Source organism: Streptomyces sp. NBC_00984 (genome assembly GCF_045162475.1).
Taxonomy (GTDB): domain Bacteria; phylum Actinomycetota; class Actinomycetes; order Streptomycetales; family Streptomycetaceae; genus Streptomyces.
This window is the reverse complement of sequence record NZ_CP108734.1, coordinates 7,598,739-7,618,440: the sequence shown is the minus strand read 5'-3', so window position 1 is coordinate 7,618,440 and position 19,702 is coordinate 7,598,739. Positions and strand designations below refer to the sequence as shown.

The 19,702-nt window shown below is 71.0% G+C and carries 3 protein-coding genes; all 3 read right to left on the bottom strand.

Annotated elements, in window-relative coordinates; translation table 11 throughout:
- Nucleotide 1: 1 nt before the first annotated feature.
- Complete coding sequence (locus tag OG520_RS33975) at nt 2-919, bottom strand: kinase (protein ID WP_266422486.1); 918 nt, start codon at nt 917-919, stop codon at nt 2-4.
- A gap of 228 nt (nt 920-1,147) precedes the next feature.
- A complete protein-coding gene (locus OG520_RS33970) occupies nt 1,148-8,233 on the bottom strand; it encodes an amino acid adenylation domain-containing protein (RefSeq protein WP_406015643.1) in 7,086 nt (2,361 codons plus the stop codon).
- Nucleotides 8,230-19,599 (bottom strand): amino acid adenylation domain-containing protein, encoded by an 11,370-nt coding sequence (locus OG520_RS33965; protein ID WP_406015642.1) that lies wholly within the window; start codon nt 19,597-19,599, stop codon nt 8,230-8,232. Before OG520_RS33965 ends, OG520_RS33970 begins: the two co-directional genes overlap by 4 nt.
- Nucleotides 19,600-19,702 lie beyond the last annotated feature (103 nt).

The following is a 19,702-nucleotide window of genomic DNA, read 5'->3' as shown; positions in this document are numbered from 1 at the left end:
GTCAGTCACCCGTTGTGTAGTTCCACTGCTCGTGAATTCCGAGCTCTTGCAGGAGGTCCTGGGCCAGGTCGGTCCGCGCCTCGACCTCGGGGTCGTCCCGGTCGAAGAGGAGACCGGCGATGTCCCCGCTGTGCGCCGCCTGTACCCCGACGGCTCCCGTGGTCCGCGCGATGTCACGGATGCGGTCGAGGTCCGGGATCGGCAGATGACGCTGGTTGATCTCCGTGCTGGCCGTGGCCACCGAGCCCAGCAGGGCCACGTCCTTCATCTGGATGGCCTCCCGGAGCATCGCCTGCAGCCGGGTGAAGAGGTCGATCTCGTCCTGCCCGTAGCGGGCCGGCGAGAGGGCCAGCGTGTCCACGCCCCGCCCGCCGCCCGCGGGGCGTGAGCCGAAGCCGAGGATCCGCAGGGCCGGCATCCGGTAGCCGAAGTCCTCGATCACCGTGCCCTCGCGCTGGGCGAAGAGGACGGTGGACTCCTCGAACATCAGCGAGTCGGACGCGGTCTCCGCGCGCACCGCGATCCGGGCGACCTCCTGCGGCGGCAGCGGGCTGACGAACGCGTCCTTCACCGCCCAGATGGCCGCGAGCACATCGCTGGTGGACGAGCCGAAGCCCCGGCACAGCGGTACGTCACCGGTGAGGTCGAGATGACCGCCCGCCGGCTCGGCGCCCGGCGGTGTCACGGCGCGGACCGCGAGTTCGGCCGCGCGCCGCGCCTTGCCCTTCCAGTCCGGCGTGACGGTGACCTCCGCGCCGGGAGCGGGGATGAACGTCGCGCGGGTCGCGTGAATGGTGCAGGGAAGAGTGACGAGACCTCGGGTGAGCCCGCCGTCACCGGGGAACACGCCTTGCAGGATCTCGCCGTGGTGGACGGGGGCTGAAGCTACCCCGACACGCCAGCCGGAATGATCAACCATTTCCTTGACTTTCTGTTGCCGGGGGCCGTGGCCTGCGGATGGCTTCACGCTATGCAGGCCGGAACCCGTTGCCCGGCGGCATGAGCGGCAGCACGCGGGCAATTCGGGTACCGGCGACGGCGGCGCACGCGAAAGTGCCCGGGTCCGCCGTCGTGGCGGACCCGGGCACCTGTGGGGTATTGAGGTCCTCCGTCCGGATCCTGCGTGATCCGGACGGAGGACCCCCGGTCAGTGACGTACTCCTCGCAACTCCTCGGCCAGTACCTTTCCGATCTCGCGCAGCGGCTCGGCCGTGGTCATGTCCCAGTGCTCGCAGTCGATGTCGTGCTCCTCGACGCGGCCCCCCACATGGGGTGCCCAGGCGTCCGCGCCGCCCGTCGCGGCCGGGGTGCGGGCGGCGTTGAAGAACACCGCGTCGCCGCCGAACCGCCGCCGGGGAACGTACCGGTAGCGCATCTCCAGGTTGCCGGCAGTCGCGGCGACGACCGCCGCGGCCTGGGCGGGCTCCAGCGCGCCCAGGATCGCGTCCTCGGCGCGCAGCACGGCGGCCAGCTCCTCCGCGTCCGGGGCGGTGTCGGCGCACCGTACGTCGAGTTCGGCGCCGCGTCCGCCGAGCAGCGCGGTCAGCACCTCCCGGCCGGTGATCGCGGGTGGCCGGAATCCGTCGGGCAGCGGGTAGGAATCGAGCAGCGCCAGGATGGCGACCTCCTCGCCCTGCTCCTCCAGCCGGGCGGCGATGGCGTGCGCCACCAGACCGCCGAACGACCAGCCGAGCAGGTGGTACGGGCCGTGGGCCTGGACCGAGCGGATCTCGGCCACGTAGCCGTCCGCCATCTCCTCGATGCCGGCCGGCCGGTCCGAAGGGCTGGTCAACTCCTTTGCCTGCAGCCCGATCAGCGGACGTCGCCCACCGATGTGCCGGAGCAGTCCGGCGTACGACCAGCTCATCCCGGAGATCGCGTGGACGCAGAACAGCGGGGCCTCGTTGTCGGTACCGGAGGCGGCCCGGATCGGCAGCAGCGTCTCCATCGGGTCGCCGCCCGTGTTCGTGGCGATGTGTTCGGCGAGCAGCACGGGCGTCGGGTACTGGAACAGGTCCCGGATGGTGACGCGGGTGTCCCAGATGGAGCGGATCCGGCCGATCAGCCGGGTGGCGAGCAGCGAGTGGCCGCCCAGTTGGAAGAAGTGGTCGTCGATGGTGACCGACGGCAGGCCCAGGACCTCCGCGAAGAGCCCGCACAGGACTTCCTCCGCCGGGGTGCGCGGCGCCCGGCCACCGCCTGTGTCGGCCTGCTGCGGTTCGGGCAGCGCACGGCGGTCGAGCTTGCCGTTGACCGTCAGGGGCAGCGCGTCCAGTGGCACGATCGTGGCCGGCACCATGTACTCGGGCAGGGCCGCGACCGCGTGCCGGCGCAGTTCGGGAAGGTCCGGCCGACTGCCTTCGGTGGGCACCACGTACGCCACCAGCCGTTTGTCACCGGGCCGGTCCTCGCGGATCAGCACCGCCACCTGGGCGAGGGAGGGGTGCCGCAGCAGCGCCGATTCGATCTCACCCGGCTCGATGCGGAAGCCCCGCAACTTGATCTGCTGGTCGGCCCGGCCGAAATACTCCAGTGCGCCGTCCTGGCTCCAGCGGGCCAGGTCGCCGGTGCGGTACATCCGCGAGCCGGGCGCACCGTGCGGGTCGGCGACGAACCGCTCCGCGCTCAGTACGGGCTGTCCGATGTAGCCGTGGGCGAGGCCGTGCCCGGCGACGTAGAGCTCACCGGGGACACCCGGCGGCAGCAGCCGGAGGTTCTCGTCCAGGACGTAGGCGTGCTTGCCGGCGATCGGCCGCCCGATCGGGATGGCGGGCGCCGGCCCGGTGAGGGTGTGGGTGGTGGTGAAGCCCATGCTCTCGGCCGGCCCGTAGCCGTTGACCAGGTGGAGGTGGGGGTGGTCGGCCAGCGCCTTGGCGGTGTGGGCGGGTGAGGCCGCCTCACCGGCGGTCATGGCCTCCTTGATCTGTGAGAAGACCGCCGGGTGCTCGTCGAGCATGTGGTTGAACAGGCTCGCCGACATCTGCAGGGTGGTGATCCCGTGCCGCTCCACCAGCTCCGCGATCTGGTGCGGATCGGTGTGCTGGCCGGGCTGGAGGACGCAGACGCCGCCGTGCAGGAGCGGTCCGAAGACCTCCAGGGCGAAGGCGTCCCAGGACACCGGGGAGCTCTGCAGATAGGTCTGCCCGGGGCCGAAGTCCAGGTAGTCGGGGCCGATGAACGTGGCGGCCAGCGCCCGGTGCGAGGCCGCGACCCCCTTGGGAACTCCGGTCGATCCGGAGGTGAACATCACGCAGGCGATGGACTCCGGGTGCCCGCCCGTCTCCACCGGCGTCCCCGGCAGTGCGCTGATCGCGGGTATCTCCGCGGTCAGGTCGACCAGGGTGGACGGGGTCGACAGGGCCGTCAGGTGGGCCTGGGTGACCAGCGCCGCCGGATCGGTCTGCCCGAGCACGGTGTTCAGCCGGTCGGCCGGGAACTGCGGGTCGAGCAGGGTGTATCCGGCCCCGGCCTTCAGGGCGGCGAGCAGCGTGGCGATGAGTTGCGGGGATCGCTCCAGGTGGATGGCGACGATGCTGCCCGGGGTGACCCCGTGCGTGGTCAGGTGGCGGGCTAGCCGGTTGGACCAGATGTCCAGCTCCTGGTACGTCACCTGCTGCTCCTCGTGGACCAGCGCCACCGCGTGCGGGGTGCGGGCGGCCTGCTCCGTGAAGAGTGCGTCGAGCCCGAGGGCGGGCGCCGGTGACTGCGCGCCGCTCCACTCCCGCAGCTGCGCCCGCTCGTGCCCGGACACCATCTCCAGCTCGGCGAGGGGCAGATCGGGGGTGGCCACGGCGCCGGTGAGGAGCCGGACCAGGCGGTCCGCCGTGGCCTCGATGGTGCGTGCGTCGTACAGGTCGGTGGTGTACTCGATCAGGATGTCGAGGCCGTCGGGCCGGCCGTCGGCGGCCCGGTTCTCGGCGAACGCGAAGGTGAGGTCGAACTTCGCGACGGAGACCGGCGGGATGGCGAACTCGCTCTCCAGCCCGGCCAGTCGGGGGGCTTCGTTGCTGGTGTCGCCGACGGTGAGCATGACCTGGAAGAGGGGGTGCCGGGCGGTGGTGCGCTCGGGGTTGAGGGCTTCGACCAGCCGGTCGAACGGCAGGTCCTGGTGGGCCCAGGCGGCGAGGTCGGTCTCGCGGACCCGGGTCAGCAGCTCACGGAAGCTCGGGTCGCCGCTGGTGTCGGTGCGCAGGACGAGCGTGTTGACGAAGAAGCCGATGAGATCGTCGAGCTTCTGGTCGGTGCGCCCTGCGACGGGTGAGCCGAGCGGGATGTCGTGCCCGGCGCCGGAACGGGACAGCAGGGTCGCCACGGCCGCCTGGGCCACCATGAACAGGGTGGTCCCGGTGTCCTGGGCCAGGGACATCAGGGCGGTGTGGAGCTCGGCGGGGCAGCGCACGGCGTGTGTGTGTCCCCGGTTGGAGGCGACGGCGGGGCGGGCGTGGTCGGCGGGCAGCGTGGCCTCCTCCGGCAGCTCGGCGAGCACCCCGCGCCAGTGGGCGAGCTGGCGCTCCTCGTCGCGCTCCAGGAGCCGTTGCTGCCAGAGGGAGTAGTCGGCGTACTGGACCGGCAGCGGCTCCCAGGCGGGGGCGGAGCCCTCGGTGCGGGCCTCGTAGGCGGTGGCCAGGTCGCGGAAGAGCGGTCCGTTGGACCAGCCGTCGGAGGCGATGTGGTGGATCACGAGCATGAGCACGTGGTCCTCGGGCCCGAGCTCCAGCAGCTGTGCCCGGTACGGCAGTTCGGCCGCCAGGTCGAAGGTCCGGCCGGCCTGGGCGGCCAGCCGCTCCGTGAGCTCCTCCTCGGTGGTGGTGATCACGGGGAGGTCGGTGGTGGTCGGGGGAAGGATGTGCTGGTGGGGAGTGCCTTCATGGATGGGGAAGACGGTGCGCAGGCCCTCGTGGCGTGTGGTGAGGTCGGTGAGGGCGAGCTGGAGGGCCCGGTGGTCGAGGGAGCCCTTGAGCCGCAGGGCGAGCGGGATGTTGTAGGTGGCGGACGGGCCCTCCATCTGGTCGAGGAACCACAGACGCTGCTGCGCGGACGAGAGCGGGATGATCTCCGGGCGCTCCTCGGGCATCAGGGCCGGTCGCCGCTCCCCACTGCCCTCGGCCGCGATCCGCTCGGCCAGCTGCGCGACGGTCGCGTACTGGAACAGGTCCCGGATGGTGATCTCGGTTTCCCACACGGCCCGGATGCGGCTGATGAGGCGGGTGGCGAGCAGCGAGTGGCCGCCGCGCCGGAAGAAGTGGTCGTCGATGATGACCGACGGCAGTCCGAGTACGGCCGCGAAGAGGCCGCAGAGGACTTCCTCGGCGGGCGTCCGGGGCGGGCGCCCGCCGGCGTCGGTGCTCTGCTGGGGTGCGGGCAGGGCGCGTCGGTCGACCTTGCCGTTGGTGGTGAGGGGGATCTCGTCGAGGACGACGAAGGCGGACGGGACCATGTACTCCGGGAGTGCGCCGGCGATCTCGCGGTGCACCGCCTCGGTGTCGATCCGGGCACCGTCGGCGGCGACGAGGTACGCGACGAGGCGTTTGTCGCCGGGCCGGTCCTCCCGGACCACGACGGTCGCCTGCCCCACGCTCCCGTGGGCGGTCAACGCGCTCTCGATCTCGCCGAGTTCGATACGGAAGCCGCGGAGCTTGATCTGCTGGTCGGCGCGGCCGAGGTATTCGAGCGAGCCTTCGTGGTTCCAGCGGACCAGGTCGCCCGTGCGGTACATCCGCGTTCCGGCCGGGCCGTACGGGTCCGCGACGAAGCGTTCCGCCGTCAGCGAGGCGCGGTTGAGGTAGCCCTGGGCCAGCCCGGATCCCGCGATGTACAGCTCGCCGGGAGCGCCCGGCGGAACCAGCCGCAGCGCGGCGTCCAGGACGTACGGGCGGTGGTTGTCGAGGGGCTCGCCGATCGGGACGGCACCCGCGTAGTCCAGGGGGCGGTGGATGCGGTGGGTGGTGGCGAAGGTCGTGGTCTCCGTCGGACCGTAACCGTTGACGACCGTGACTTCGGGGCAGTGGTCCATGACGCGGCGCACCGCCTCCGGGGGGACCACGTCACCCCCCGCCCACACCTCACGCACCCCGGCGAACGCCTCGGGTGCCTCTTCCGCCATGACGCGGAAGAGACCCGCGGTCATCCAGAGCGCGGTGACCCGGTGCTCGGTGAGCAGGCGCTGGTAGTCGGTGGGTGCGAGATGGCCGCGCGGTGCCACCACGACCGTACGGCCGTTCAGCCACGGCACCCAGATCTCGTACGTCGAGGCGTCGAAGGCGGCCGGCGAGTGGAACAGCACGCGCCGGTGGTTGCCGTTCGCGTACATGGTCTGCGCCGCCAGGTCCGCCACGTTGCGGTGCGTGACCGCGACGCCCTTGGGCACTCCCGTCGAGCCCGAGGTGAACATCGCGTACACCGGCTGGTCGGGGTGGATGGTGTGTGCCGGAGCGGTGGCGGGCAGCCGGTCGAGGTCCATGGTGTCGCCCAGGACGACGATCTGCGCGTCGGCGTCCAGGACGACCTGGTGGTCCGAGAGGGCCTGGTCGGTGAGCAGGACCGGTGCCCGGGTATCGGCCAGGATCTGGACGAGCCGGCTGTCCGGGTCGGTGGTGTTCAGCGGGGCGTACACGGCACCGGCCTTGACCACGGCGAGCAGCGCGGTGAGCAGGTCGGTCGAGCGCTCCATCAGGACGGCGACCACGTCGTGCCGTCGTACTCCGGCATTGATGAGGTGGTGGGCCAGCCGGTTGGTGACCTCGTCGAGTTCGGCGAACGTCAGATCGCGGTCCTCGTCCACCAGGGCTGTCGCGTCCGGGGTGCGGGCGGCCTGCGCGGCGAACAGCTCCGCCAGGCTCATCCCGGACGTGCCGGTGGCGGCACCGCTCCGCTCCTCCAGGAGCAGCCGCCGCTCGTGCTCGCCGAGCAGGTCGAGGACCGACAGCGGGGTGTCGGGCGAGGTGACCACGGCCTCCAGCAGCCGGTTCAGCCGCGCCATGAGGGCGTCGATCGTCCGGGCGTCGTAGAGGTCGGTGGCGTACTCGATGGTGATGTCCAGACCGTCCGGCCTGCCGTCACGGGTGCGGTGCTCGGCGAAGCCGAACGTCAGGTCGAACTTGGCGATCTGCAGGGCGCTGTACTCGGTACGGGCGTCGAGCCCCGGGAAGCCGATGACGTCCGAGCCGGCCTCGCCCATGGTGAGCATCACCTGGAAGAGCGGGTGGCGGGAGGCGGAGCGCTCGGGGTTGAGCACCTCGACCAGCCGGTCGAAGGGCAGGTCCTGGTTGTCCCAGGCCGCCAGATCCGTCTTGCGGACCCGGGAGAGCAGGTCGCGGAAGCTCGGGTCGCCGGTCAGATCCGTGCGCAGCACCAGGGTGTTGACGAAGAATCCGACCAGGCCGTCGAGTGCCTCGTCGATGCGCCCGGACACCGGGGAGCCGATCGGGATGTCGAGGCCGGCGCCGGAGCGGGACAGGGCGGTCGCCACGGCGGCCTGGACCGCCATGAACAGTGTGGCGCCGGACTCCCGCGCGAGGTGGGTCAGGCCGATGTGGAGGTCGGCGGGCAGGTGGACGTCGCAGGTGGCGCCCACGTACGAGGCGGAGGCCGGGCGCGGACGGTCGGCCGGCAGGGTGGACTCCTCCGGCAGCTCGGCCAATGCCTTGCGCCAGAAGTCCAGTTGACGGGATCCGGCGCTCTCCGGGTCGTCGCCCTCGCCGAGCAGTTCCTGCTGCCAGAGGGTGTAGTCGGCGTACTGGACCGGGAGCGGCTCCCAGCCGGGCACGACGCCACGGGCGCGTGCTTCGTAGGCGGTGGCGAGGTCCTGGAGCAGGGGCGCGGTCGAGCCGCCGTCCGACACGATGTGGTGCATCACGATGAGCAGGACGTGCTCCTGCTCGCCGAGGGCGATCAGGCGTGCCCGGACCGGCAGGTCCACCGCGAGGTGGAATACCTGGGCGGACTCCTCGGCGAGCACGACCGGCAGCGTCGCGGCGTCGGCCGGGATGACCTCCAGTGCCAGCTCCACGTCCTCCTCGGCGAGGATGTGCTGGTACGGCGTGCCGTCCTGGTCGGGGAAGAGGGTGCGCAGGCTCTCGTGTCTGCCCACCACGTCCAGGAGCGCCGACTGGAGTGCCGGGCGGTCGAGTTCGCCGTTCAGCCGCACGGCGAGCGGGATGTTGTAGGTGGTCGACGGCCCTTCCATCTGGGCGATGAACCACAGCCGCTGCTGGGCGAAGGACAAGGGAATCACTTGGTCACTCCCATCCGGCGCATCGGCCGAAGTCTGGGCCGGGCGGCCTCGGCGCCGTCGAGCTTCTCGACGAGCGTGGCCACGATCGGGTTTTCGAAGAGGGTCGCCACGGAGAGCTCGACCCCGAGTACGGTGCGGATCCGGCCGACGAGCCGGGTGGCGAGGAGCGAATGCCCGCCGAGGTTGAAGAAGTGGTCGTCGATGGTGACCGACGGCAGTCCGAGGATCTCCGCGAAGAGACCGCACAGGACTTCTTCCTTGGCGGTGCGCGGTGCGCGCCCGGTGGCGTCGTTGCCGAACTGCGGGGCGGGCAGGGCGCGTCGGTCGACCTTGCCGTTGACGGTGAGCGGGATCTCGTCGAGGACCACGAAGGCGGACGGGATCATGTAGTCGGGCAGCAGCCCGGACACCTGGCGCTGTACGTCGCCGGGTTCGATCCGGGCGCCTTCCTCGGCGGTGAGGTAGGCGACGAGGCGCTTGTCGCCGGGCCGGTCCTCCCGGACGACGACGGTGGCCTGGGCCACGCCCGGCCGGCCGACGAGGACGGTCTCGATCTCGCCCGGCTCGATGCGGAAGCCGCGGAGCTTGACCTGCTGGTCGGCGCGGCCGAGGTATTCGAGGGAGCCTTCGAGGTTCCAGCGGACCAGGTCGCCGGTCCGGTACATCCGCGTACCGGCCGGACCGTACGGATCCGCGACGAAGCGGTCGGCGGTCAGCGCCGGGCGGTCGAGATAGCCCTGTGCCAGGCCGGCGCCGGCGATGTACAGCTCGCCGGGCGTTCCCGGCGGAACCAGCCGCAAGCCCTCGTCGAGAACATAGAGCCGGTGGTTGTCGAGAGGCTCGCCGATCGGGATCGCACCGGCGTAGTCCAGCGGGCGGTGGATACGGTGGGTGGTGGCGAAGGTGGTGGTCTCCGTCGGGCCGTAGCCATTGACGACCGTCAGCTGCGGGCAGCGGTCCATGACCCTGCGTACTGCCTCCGGCGGCACCACATCACCTCCGGCCCACACCTCACGCACCCCGGCGAACGCCTCCGGGACCTCCTCCGCCATGACGCGGAAGAGACCCGCCGTCAGCCACAGCGCGGTGATGCGGTGCTCGGCCAGCAGCCGCTGGTAGTCGGCCGGGGCCAGGTGCCCCGCGGGGGCGACGACGAGAGTGCCGCCGTTGAGCCACGGCACCCACATCTCGTACGTCGAGGCATCGAACGCCATCGCGGAGTGGAACAACACCCGACCGTGGTTGCCGTTCGCGTACATCGTCTGCGCCGCCAGGTCCGCGACATTGCGATGCGTGACCGCGACACCCTTCGGCACCCCCGTCGAACCCGACGTGAACATCGCGTACACCGGCTGGTCCACATGCACCGACACACCAGGATCCGAAGCGTCCGAAGCGTCGCCCTCACTGCCCGTCACCGAACCCAGCACCCGCACACCCGCCGGCACCACCAACGAACCCGGATCCCGGTCCGTCACCAAATGCGTGACACCCGACTGACCCACGATCAACTCGACACGGTCCGCCGGATACCGGGTGTCCAACGGCACATACACCGCACCCGCCTTCACCACACCCAACGTGGCGACCACCGCACCCACCGAACGCTCCTGGAACAACGCCACCCGACTACCGGGCCGCACCCCCTCACCGATCAGCCGACGCGCCACACCATTGGCCAGCACATCAACCTCACGATAGGAAAGCTCACGCCCCTCACCCACCACCGCAACCGCATCCGGCGTCCGCGCCACCTGCGCCGCGAACAACTCCGCAAGACCCGCACCCGGAGTACCCGTCACCTCACCGGCCCACTCCCCCAACAACACCCCACGCTCATCCGCGGACAACAACTCCAGCTCACCCACCGGAACATCCGGCGCCGAAGCCGCAGCACCCAGCAACCGCACCAGACGCTCACCCGCCAACTCCACCGAACGCGCGTCATACAGATCCGTCGCGTACTCGATCGTGATGTCCAGACCACCCGGCCGACCATCCACCGAACGATGCTCGGCGAAGCCGAAGGTGAGGTCGAACTTGGCGATCTCCACCTTCGAGAACTCGTACGCCGCTTCCAGCCCCGAGAGTTGGGGTGCCTCTGCGGACATGTCGCCGACGGTGAGCATGACCTGGAAGAGGGGGTGCCGGGCGGTGGTGCGCTCGGGGTTGAGGGCTTCCACCAGCCGATCGAACGGCAGGTCCTGGTGACTCCAGGCGGCGAGGTCGGTCTCGCGGACCCGGGTCAGCAGCTCACGGAAGCTCGGGTCGCCGCTGGTGTCCGTGCGCAGGACGAGCGTGTTGACGAAGAAGCCTATGAGATCGTCGAGGGCCGGGTCGGTGCGCCCTGCGACGGGTGAGCCGAGCGGGATGTCGTGGCCGGCACCGGAACGGGACAGCAGGGTCGACACCGCCGCCTGGGCCACCATGAACAGGGTGCTGCCGGTGTCCTGGGCCAGCGAGGTGAGCGAGTCGTGCAGGCCCGCCGAGCAGTGCACGGTGTGTGTGGTGCCCCGGTTGGACGCGGTGGCCGGCCTGGGCCGGTCGGCCGGGAGCGTGGCCTCCTCCGGAAGATCGGCCAGCGTGTCGCGCCAGTAGTCGAGTTGACGTTCCTCGTCGCTTCCCAGGAGCCGTTGCTGCCAGAGGGAGTAGTCGGCGTACTGGACCGGCAGCGGCTCCCAGGCGGGGGCGGAGCCCTCGGTGCGGGCCTCGTAGGCGGTGGCCAGGTCACGGAAGAGCGGTCCGTTGGACCAGCCGTCGGAGGCGATGTGGTGGATGACCACCAGCAGGATGTGTTCCTGCTCGCCGACCGAGAGCAGATGAGTACGGATCGGCGGCTGGACGGACAGGTCGAAGGTGGCCGAGGAGAGGTCCGCCAGTCGTGCGGTGAGCTCCTCCTCGGTGGTGGTGATCAGCGGGAGGTCGGTGGTGGTCGGGGGGAGGATGTGCTGGTGGGGAGTGCCCTCGTGGGTGGGGAAGACGGTGCGCAGGCCCTCGTGGCGTGTGGTGAGGTCGGTGAGGGCGAGCTGGAGGGCCCGGTGGTCGAGGGAGCCCTTGAGCCGCAGGGCGAGCGGGATGTTGTAGGTGGCGGACGGGCCCTCCATCTGGTCGAGGAACCACAGACGCTGCTGCGCGGACGAGAGCGGGATGATCTCCGGGCGCTCCTCGGGCATCAGGGCGGGCCGGGCCAGTTCGCCGCTGCCCGCGGTGACGCACTCGGAGAGGGCGAGGACCGTCGGGTTCCGGAACAGGTCCTTCACCCCGAGCTGGACCCCGAACGCGCGCCGGATGCGGCTGATGAGGCGGGTGCCCAGCACCGAGTGGCCACCCCGGTGGAAGAAGTGGTCGTCGATGGTGACCGACGGCAGTCCGAGAACGGCCGCGAAGAGGCCGCAGAGCACCTCTTCCTGCGGTGTGCGCGGGGCGCGACCGTTGGTGGCGTGGGAGACCTGGGGTGCGGGCAGGGCGCGTCGGTCGACCTTGCCGTTGGTGGTGAGGGGGATCTGGTCGAGGACGACGAAGGCGGACGGGACCATGTACTCGGGCAGGGCGTCCGAGACATGACCGCGCAGCTCGGCCACGTCGATCCGGGAGCCGTCGGCGGCGACGAGATAGGCGACGAGGCGTTTGTCGCCGGGCCGGTCCTCGCGGACGATGACCGTCGCCTGCCCCACACTCCCGTGGGCGGCCAACGCGCCCTCGATCTCTCCGAGTTCGATGCGGAAGCCGCGGAGCTTGACCTGCTGGTCGGCGCGGCCGAGGTATTCGAGCGAGCCTTCGAGGTTCCAGCGGACCAGGTCGCCGGTCCGGTACATCCGCGTACCGGCCGGACCGTACGGGTCGGCCACGAAACGATCGGCCGTCATGCCCGGCCGGCCCAGGTAGCCACGGGCGAGGCCGGCGCCGGCGATGTACAGCTCGCCGGGGGTGCCCGGCGGAACCAGCCGCAAGCCCTCGTCCAACACGTACAGCCGGTGGTTGTCCAGGGGCTCGCCGATCGGGATCGCACCCGTGTAGTCCAGCGGGCGGTGGATGCGGTGGGTGGTGGCGAAGGTCGTCGTCTCCGTCGGACCGTAACCGTTCACGACGGTGACGTCCGGGCAGCGGTCCATGACGCGGCGCACCGCCTCCGGCGGAACCACATCACCCCCCGCCCACACCTCACGCACCCCGGCGAACGCCTCCGGGACCTCCTCCGCCATCACCCGGAACAGACCGGCCGTCAGCCAGAGCGAGCTGATCCCGCGCTCGGTCAGCAGCCCGCCAAGGGTCCCGGGGTCGAGGTAGCCCGGGGGCGCCACCACGACCGCTCCCCCGTTCAGCCACGGCACCCAGATCTCGTGGGTCGCTGCGTCGAAGGTGTGCGGTGAGTGGAAGAGCACCCGGGTGTGGTTGCCGTTCGCGTACATGGTCTGGGCCGCCAGGTCCGCCACATTGCGATGCGTGACCGCGACACCCTTCGGCACCCCCGTCGAACCCGACGTGAACATCACGTACAGCCACTGGTCGGGGTGGGCGCGGGGCGCCGGTGGCGTCGACGGGAGGTGGGCGAAGCCGTCGTTGCCGTCGAGCACGACGGTCTCGGCGGCGGTCCGGGCCACGATCGGGTGGTCGGCCAGCGCCTGGTCGGTGAGCAGGACCGACGCCGCGGTCTCCGTCAGGATCCGCAGCAGACGGGTGTCGGGGTCCGCGGTGTTGAGCGGGGCATAGACCCCGCCGGCCTTGACCACTGCGAGCAACCCGGTGAGCAGGTCCGCCGACCGCTCCATCAGGACGGCGACGACGCTCTCCGGCCGGACGCCGAGGCCCACGAGATGGTGGGCCAGCCGGTTGGCTTCCGCGTCCAGCTCCGCGTAGGTCAGCTCCCGGTCGCCGTCGACCAGTGCTGTCGCGTCCGGGGTACGGGCGGCCTGTGCGGCGAACAACTCCGCAAGGCCCGCACCGGAGGAACCAGTGACCGCACCGTTCCATCGCTCAAGCAGCTGGTGACGCTCGTCCGGACCGATGAACTCCAGCTCCCCGACGGGGATTTCGGGGCGCTCGACGGCGTCGCCCAGCAGCCTGACCAGTCGGCCGGTGACGGCCTCGACGGTGCCGGCGTCATACAGGTCGGTAGCGTACTCGACCCTGATGTCCAGTCCACCCGGGCGGCCGTCAGCCGTGCGGTGTTCATGGAAGGAGAAGGTCAGGTCGAACTTGGAGATCTCCAGCGTCGTGAAGCGCGACTCGGTGGAGATTCCGGGGAGTTCGAGGGTGGGGGTGAGCGCTTCCTGAAGGGTGAGCACCACCTGGAAGAGGGGGTGCCGGGCGGTGGAGCGCTCGGGATTGAGGGTCTCCACCAGCCGGTCGAAGGGCAGGTCCTGGTGGGCCCACGCCGCCAGGTCGGCCTCCCGGACCCGGGAGAGCAGGTCGCGGAAGCTCGGGTCGCCGGTCAGATCCGTGCGCAGCACCAGGGTGTTGACGAAGAAGCCGACCAGATCGTCCAGGGACTGCTCCGAGCGGCCCGCGATCGGGGCGCCGATCGGGATGTCGTCCCCCGCGCCGGAGCGGGACAGTGCGGTGGCGACGGCGGCCTGGGCCACCATGAACATGGTGCTGCCGGTCTCCCGGGCCAGCCGTGTCAGCGCGTCGTGCAGCTCCGCGGGAATGTGGACGCCGTGGGTGGAGCCGCGGTAGGTGGCGACCGCCGGACGCGGCCGGTCGGCCGGCAGGGTGGCCTCGTCGGGCAGCCCGTCAAGTGTGCGGCGCCAGAACTCCGCCTGCCGCTCCCCGTCCGCCGCGAGCAGTTCCTGCTGCCAGAGGGTGTAGTCGGCGTACTGGACCGGCAGCGGCTCCCACACGGGGGCGGTGCCCTGCGTACGAGCCGTGTAGGCGGCCGTCAGGTCCCGCAGCAGCGGGGTGGTGGACCAGCCGTCGGAGGCGATGTGGTGCATCACCACCAGCAGGACGTGTTCCTGGTCGCCGAGGGCAAACAGGGCTGCGCTGACCGGCAGTTCGGATTCCAGGTCGAAGCTGCGGGCGGCCTGTGCGCCGAGCTCCGCTTCGAGTGCGGCCTCGGTCGTCGCGATGACGGGCAGCTCCACCCGGACCTCGGCCGCCGGGAGCTGCCACTGGTAGGCGGCGTCGTCCGCCATTCCGAAGAGGGTGCGCAGCGACTCGTGCCGCACCACCAGGTCGGTGAGCGCGAGCTGGAGGGCCTGATGGTCGAGTGCGCCCGCGAGGCGCAGGGCCAGCGGAATGTTGTACGTCGCCGAGGGCCCCTCCAGGTGGTGCAGGAACCAGAGGCGCTGCTGGGCCGAGGAGAGCGGCACCCGCTCGGGCCTGACCGCCTCCCGGAGCGCGGGCCGCTGCACCGCGTCACCGCCCGCTTCCACGTATTCGGCCAGCGAGGCCACCGTCGGGCCCTGGAAGAGGTCCCGGACGGTGATCTGGACACCGAAGGTCTGTCGGATGCGGCTGATGAGGCGGGTGGCGAGCAGGGAGTGCCCGCCGAGGTGGAAGAAGTGGTCGTCGATGGTGACCGACGGCAGTCCGAGGACCTCCGCGAAGAGACCGCACAGGACCTCCTCGCCCGGCCCCCGGGGTGCGCGCCCGGTGGCGTCGTTGCCGAACTGAGGGGCGGGCAGGGCGCGTCGGTCGACCTTGCCGTTGACGGTGAGCGGGATCTCGTCGAGGACCACGAAGGCGGACGGGACCATGTACTCCGGGAGCGTGCCGGCGATCTCGCGACGCACCGCCTCGGTGTCGATCCGGGCGCCGTCGGCGGCGACCAGGTACGCGGCGAGGCGTTTGTCGCCGGGCCGGTCCTCCCGGACCACGACCGTCGCCTGCCCCACACTCCCGTGGGCGGCCAACGCGCTCTCGATCTCCCCGAGTTCGATGCGGAAGCCGCGGAGCTTGACCTGCTGGTCGGCGCGGCCGAGGTATTCGAGGGAGCCTTCGAGGTTCCAGCGGACCAGGTCGCCGGTCCGGTACATCCGCGTACCGGCCGGACCGTACGGGTCCGCGACGAATCGGTCGGCGGTCAGCGCCGGGCGGTCGAGATAGCCCTGTGCCAGGCCGGCGCCGGCGATGTACAGCTCGCCGGGGGTGCCCGGCGGAACCAGCCGCAAGCCCTCGTCCAACACGTACAGCCGGTGGTTGTCGAGAGGCTCGCCGATCGGGATCGCACCGGCGTAGTCCAGCGGGCGGTGGATGCGGTGGGTGGCGGCGAAGGTGGTGGTCTCCGTCGGACCGTAACCGTTCACGACGGTGACGTCCGGGCAACGGTCCATGACGCGGCGCACCGCCTCCGGCGGAACCACATCACCCCCCGCCCACACCTCACGCACCCCGGCGAACGCCTCCGGAACCTCCTCCGCCATCACCCGGAACAGGCCCGCCGTCAGCCACAACGCGGTGATCCCGTGCGCAGCGATCAACTCCTCGTACGCCGCTGCGTCGAGATGTCCTGCGGGGGCGACGACGAGGGTGCCGCCGTTGAGCCACGGCACCCACATCTCGTACGTCGAGGCATCGAACGCCATCGCGGAGTGGAACAACACCCGACCGTGGTTGCCGTTCGCGTACATCGTCTGCGCCGCCAGGTCCGCGACATTGCGATGCGTGACCGCGACACCCTTCGGCACCCCCGTCGAACCCGACGTGAACATCGCGTACACCGGCTGATCCACATGCACCGACACACCAGGATCCGAAGCGTCCGAAGCGTCGCCCTCACTGCCCGTCACCGAACCCAGCACCCGCACACCCGCCGGCACCACCAACGAACCCGGATCCCGGTCCGTCACCAAATGCGTGACACTCGACTGACCCACGATCAACTCGACACGGTCCGCCGGATACCGGGTGTCCAACGGCACATACACCGCACCCGCCTTCACCACACCCAACGTGGCGACCACCGCACCCACCGAACGCTCCTGGAACAACGCCACCCGACTACCGGGCCGCACCCCCTCACCGATCAGCCGACGCGCCACACCATTGGCCAGCACATCAACCTCACGATAGGAAAGCTCACGCCCCTCACCCACCACCGCAACCGCATCCGGCGTCCGCGCCACCTGCGCCGCGAACAACTCCGCAAGACCCGCACCCGGAGTACCCGTCACCTCACCGGCCCACTCCCCCAACAACACCCCACGCTCATCCGCGGACAACAACTCCAGCTCACCCACCGGAACATCCGGCGCCGAAGCCGCAGCACCCAGCAACCGCACCAGACGCTCACCCGCCAACTCCACCGAACGCGCGTCATACAGATCCGTCGCGTACTCGATCGTGATGTCCAGACCAACCGGCCGACCATCCACCGAACGATGCTCGGCGAACGAGAACGTCAGATCGAACTTGGCGAACCTCAGCCAGGTGAACTCCGATTCGGTGTCCAGGTCCTCGGCGACGAGCGTCGGCGTGGCCGCGTCCGTCAGTGTGAGCATCACCTGGAAGAGGGGGTGCCGGGCGGCGGACCGGTCCGGGTTGAGGGCCTCGACCAGCCGGTCGAACGGCAGGTCCTGGTGGCCCCAGGCGGCGAGGTCCGTCTCCCGGACCCGGGTCAGCAGCTCGCGGAAGCTCGGATCGCCGCTGGTGTCCGTGCGCAGGACGAGCGTGTTGACGAAGAAGCCGACGAGATCGTCGAGCGCCTGGTCCGTACGGCCGGCGATCGGCGAGCCGAGCGGGATGTCGTGCCCGGCGCCCGCACGGGACAGCAGGGTCGACACCGCCGCCTGGGCCACCATGAACACCGATGCGCCCGACTCGCGCGCCAGCTCCGCGAGCGAGGAGTGGACGTCCTGGGAGAGGTGCACGGTGTGGGTGGCGCCGCGGTAGGAGGCGACGGCCGGCCGCTGCCGGACGGCGGGCAGGGTGACCTCCTCCGGAAGATCGGCCAATGCGCCTCGCCAGTAGTCCAGTTGACGGGCGGCGACGCTCTCCTGGTCCGCGGGGTCGCCGAGCACGCCCCGGTGCCACAGTGCGTAGTCTGCGTACTGGGCGGGCAGCGGCTCCCAGGCGGGGCGCTCGCCACGCGAACGGGTGGCGTACGCGGTGCTCAGGTCGCGCATGAGCGGCTGGTAGGACCAGCCGTCGGAGACGATGTGGTGCATGACCACCAGGAGTACGTGGTCGTGCTCGCCGAGGCTGAACAGCCTTGCGCGGAACGGCAGATCGCCCGAGAGGTCGAAGATGCGCTCGGACTCGGCGGTGAGCAGTGCGGCGACGCCGTCCTCGGTCGCCGGGGTGACCGGAAGCTCCACCCGGACACTGTCGGCGGGCAGGATCCGCTGATAGGTCCGGCCCTCGGCCTGGCCGAACACGGTGCGCAGGCTCTCGTGCCGTCCCGCGACATCGGTGAACGCGGACTCCAGGGCCGCGACGTCGAGGTCGCCTCTCACCCGGACGGCGAGCGGGATGTTGTACGTCGCCGACGGGCCCTCCAGCTGATCGAGGAACCAGAGCCGTTGCTGGGCCGCCGAGAGCGGCAGCGGTTCCGGCCGTTCCTGGGCGGTCAGGGCAGGGCGGGCGGACTCGCCGCCGCCGGTGGCGACGTACTCGGCGAGCAGCGCCACGGTCGGGTACTCGAAGAACTGCCGCAGCGTCAGCTGGACATCGAGGACGGTGCGCACCCGGCTGACCAGCCGGGTCGCCAGCAGCGAGTGGCCGCCGAGGGTGAAGAAGTCGTCGTCGATGCCGATCGACGGCAGGCCGAGGGAGTGGGAGAACAGGCCGCAGAGGACCTCCTCGACGGGGTTGCGCGGGGCCCGGCCGCCCGGTGCCGCGCCGGCCCGGGGAGCGGGCAGTGCGCGCCGGTCCAGCTTTCCGTTCGGAGTCAGCGGCAGGGTCCCCATCGGGACGACCGCCGAGGGCACCATGTACTCGACGAGCTGCTCGCCCGCGTACCGGAGGAGTTCGGCTCCGTCCAGGACGCCTTCCTCGGCGGGCACGGCGTAGGCCACCAGGCGCTTGTCGCCGGGCCGGTCCTCGCGGACGATGACCGCGGCCTGGGCGACGGAGGGGTGGCGGACCAGCACGGTCTCGATCTCGCCGAGCTCGATGCGGTTGCCGCGCAGCTTGACCTGCTGGTCCGCGCGGCCCAGGAACACGACCTCACCGTGCTCGTTCCAGGCGGCCAGGTCGCCGGTGCGGTACATGCGGCTGCCGGCGGGTCCGTGCGGGTCGGCGGTGAAACGCTCGGCGGTCAGGGCCGGCAGCCGGCCGTAGCCCTGGGCCAGGTGCGGCCCCGCGACATAGAGTTCGCCGGTCTCGCCCGGGGCGGTGTGGCGCAGCTCGGCGTCCAGGACGTACATGGCGGTGTTCGCCATCGGGATGCCGAGGTGCAGCCGGTCGAGGGTGCGCACCTCGGGGGTGAAGGCCTGGTAGCTGCAGAAGACGGTCGCCTCCGTGGGACCGTAGACGTGCACGAACGTGGTGTCCGGGCAGTGGTCGAGGGCCCGTTGGAGGGCGGTGGCGGACAGCACGTCGCCGCCGGTCCAGATCTCGCGCAGCTGCTTGAGTCCGTCGATCGCCTCGCTGGCCATGGCGTCGAAGAGGGCGGTCGTGAAGTAGGCGGCGGTCACCCGGTAGCGGGTGATGGCGTCGGCCAGCTCGCCGATGTCGATCTTCGGTGCGGACAGCACGACTGCCAGTCCGCCACGCAGCAGCGGCACCCACAGCTCGTAGGTCGAGGAGTCGAAGGGCAGCGGCGAGTAGGCGAGCACCCGCTCGTGGGCCGCGGCGCCGAAGCCCGGGTCCAGGGCCAGTTCGACCACGTTGCGGTGGGTGTTCACGACGCCCTTGGGGGTGCCGCTGGAGCCGGAGGTGAACATGATGTACAGCGGCTGGTCGGGGTGGACCGTGACATCGGGGGCGGTGGCAGCCGTGTCGGCCGTGGCGCTCGCGTCGTCGAGCCGCAGGGCGGGCAGCTCCCCCGCGAAGCCGGTGTCCCCGGCCGGGCGGTCGGTGACCAGGAGGGTGGCCCCGGTGCCGGCGAGGATCCAGGCGAGCCGCTCCTCGGGCTGACGGGGGTCGAGGGGGACGTACACGCCGCCGCTCTTCAGCACGGCGAGGACCGTGATGACGTAGGCGAACGAGCGGTCGAAGAGGAGGCCCACCGCGTCGCCCGGCCGTACGCCCTCGGCGACGAGCCGGTGCGCGAGGGCGTTGGCCGCGCCGTCCAGCTCCCGGTAGGTGAGACGGCGGTCCTCACGGACGAGGGCGACGGCCTCCGGGGTACGGGCGGCCTGCGCGGCGAAGAGAGCGTGCAGCGCGCCCACGGGAAGGTTCTCGGCCGTGTCGTTGTACGTGGCGACGTGCGCGGGGACGCCGACGCCGAGGGAGAGAGCCGGATCGGTTTGCGGCTGGGACATCTCGACACCTTCTTGGTAGCTCGGATCTCGTGGTCTCGCGGCGTGCCGGGAGACCGACGGAGCCACGGTGGATGACGTGCAAATGGTGCGAAGCAGGGCAGTG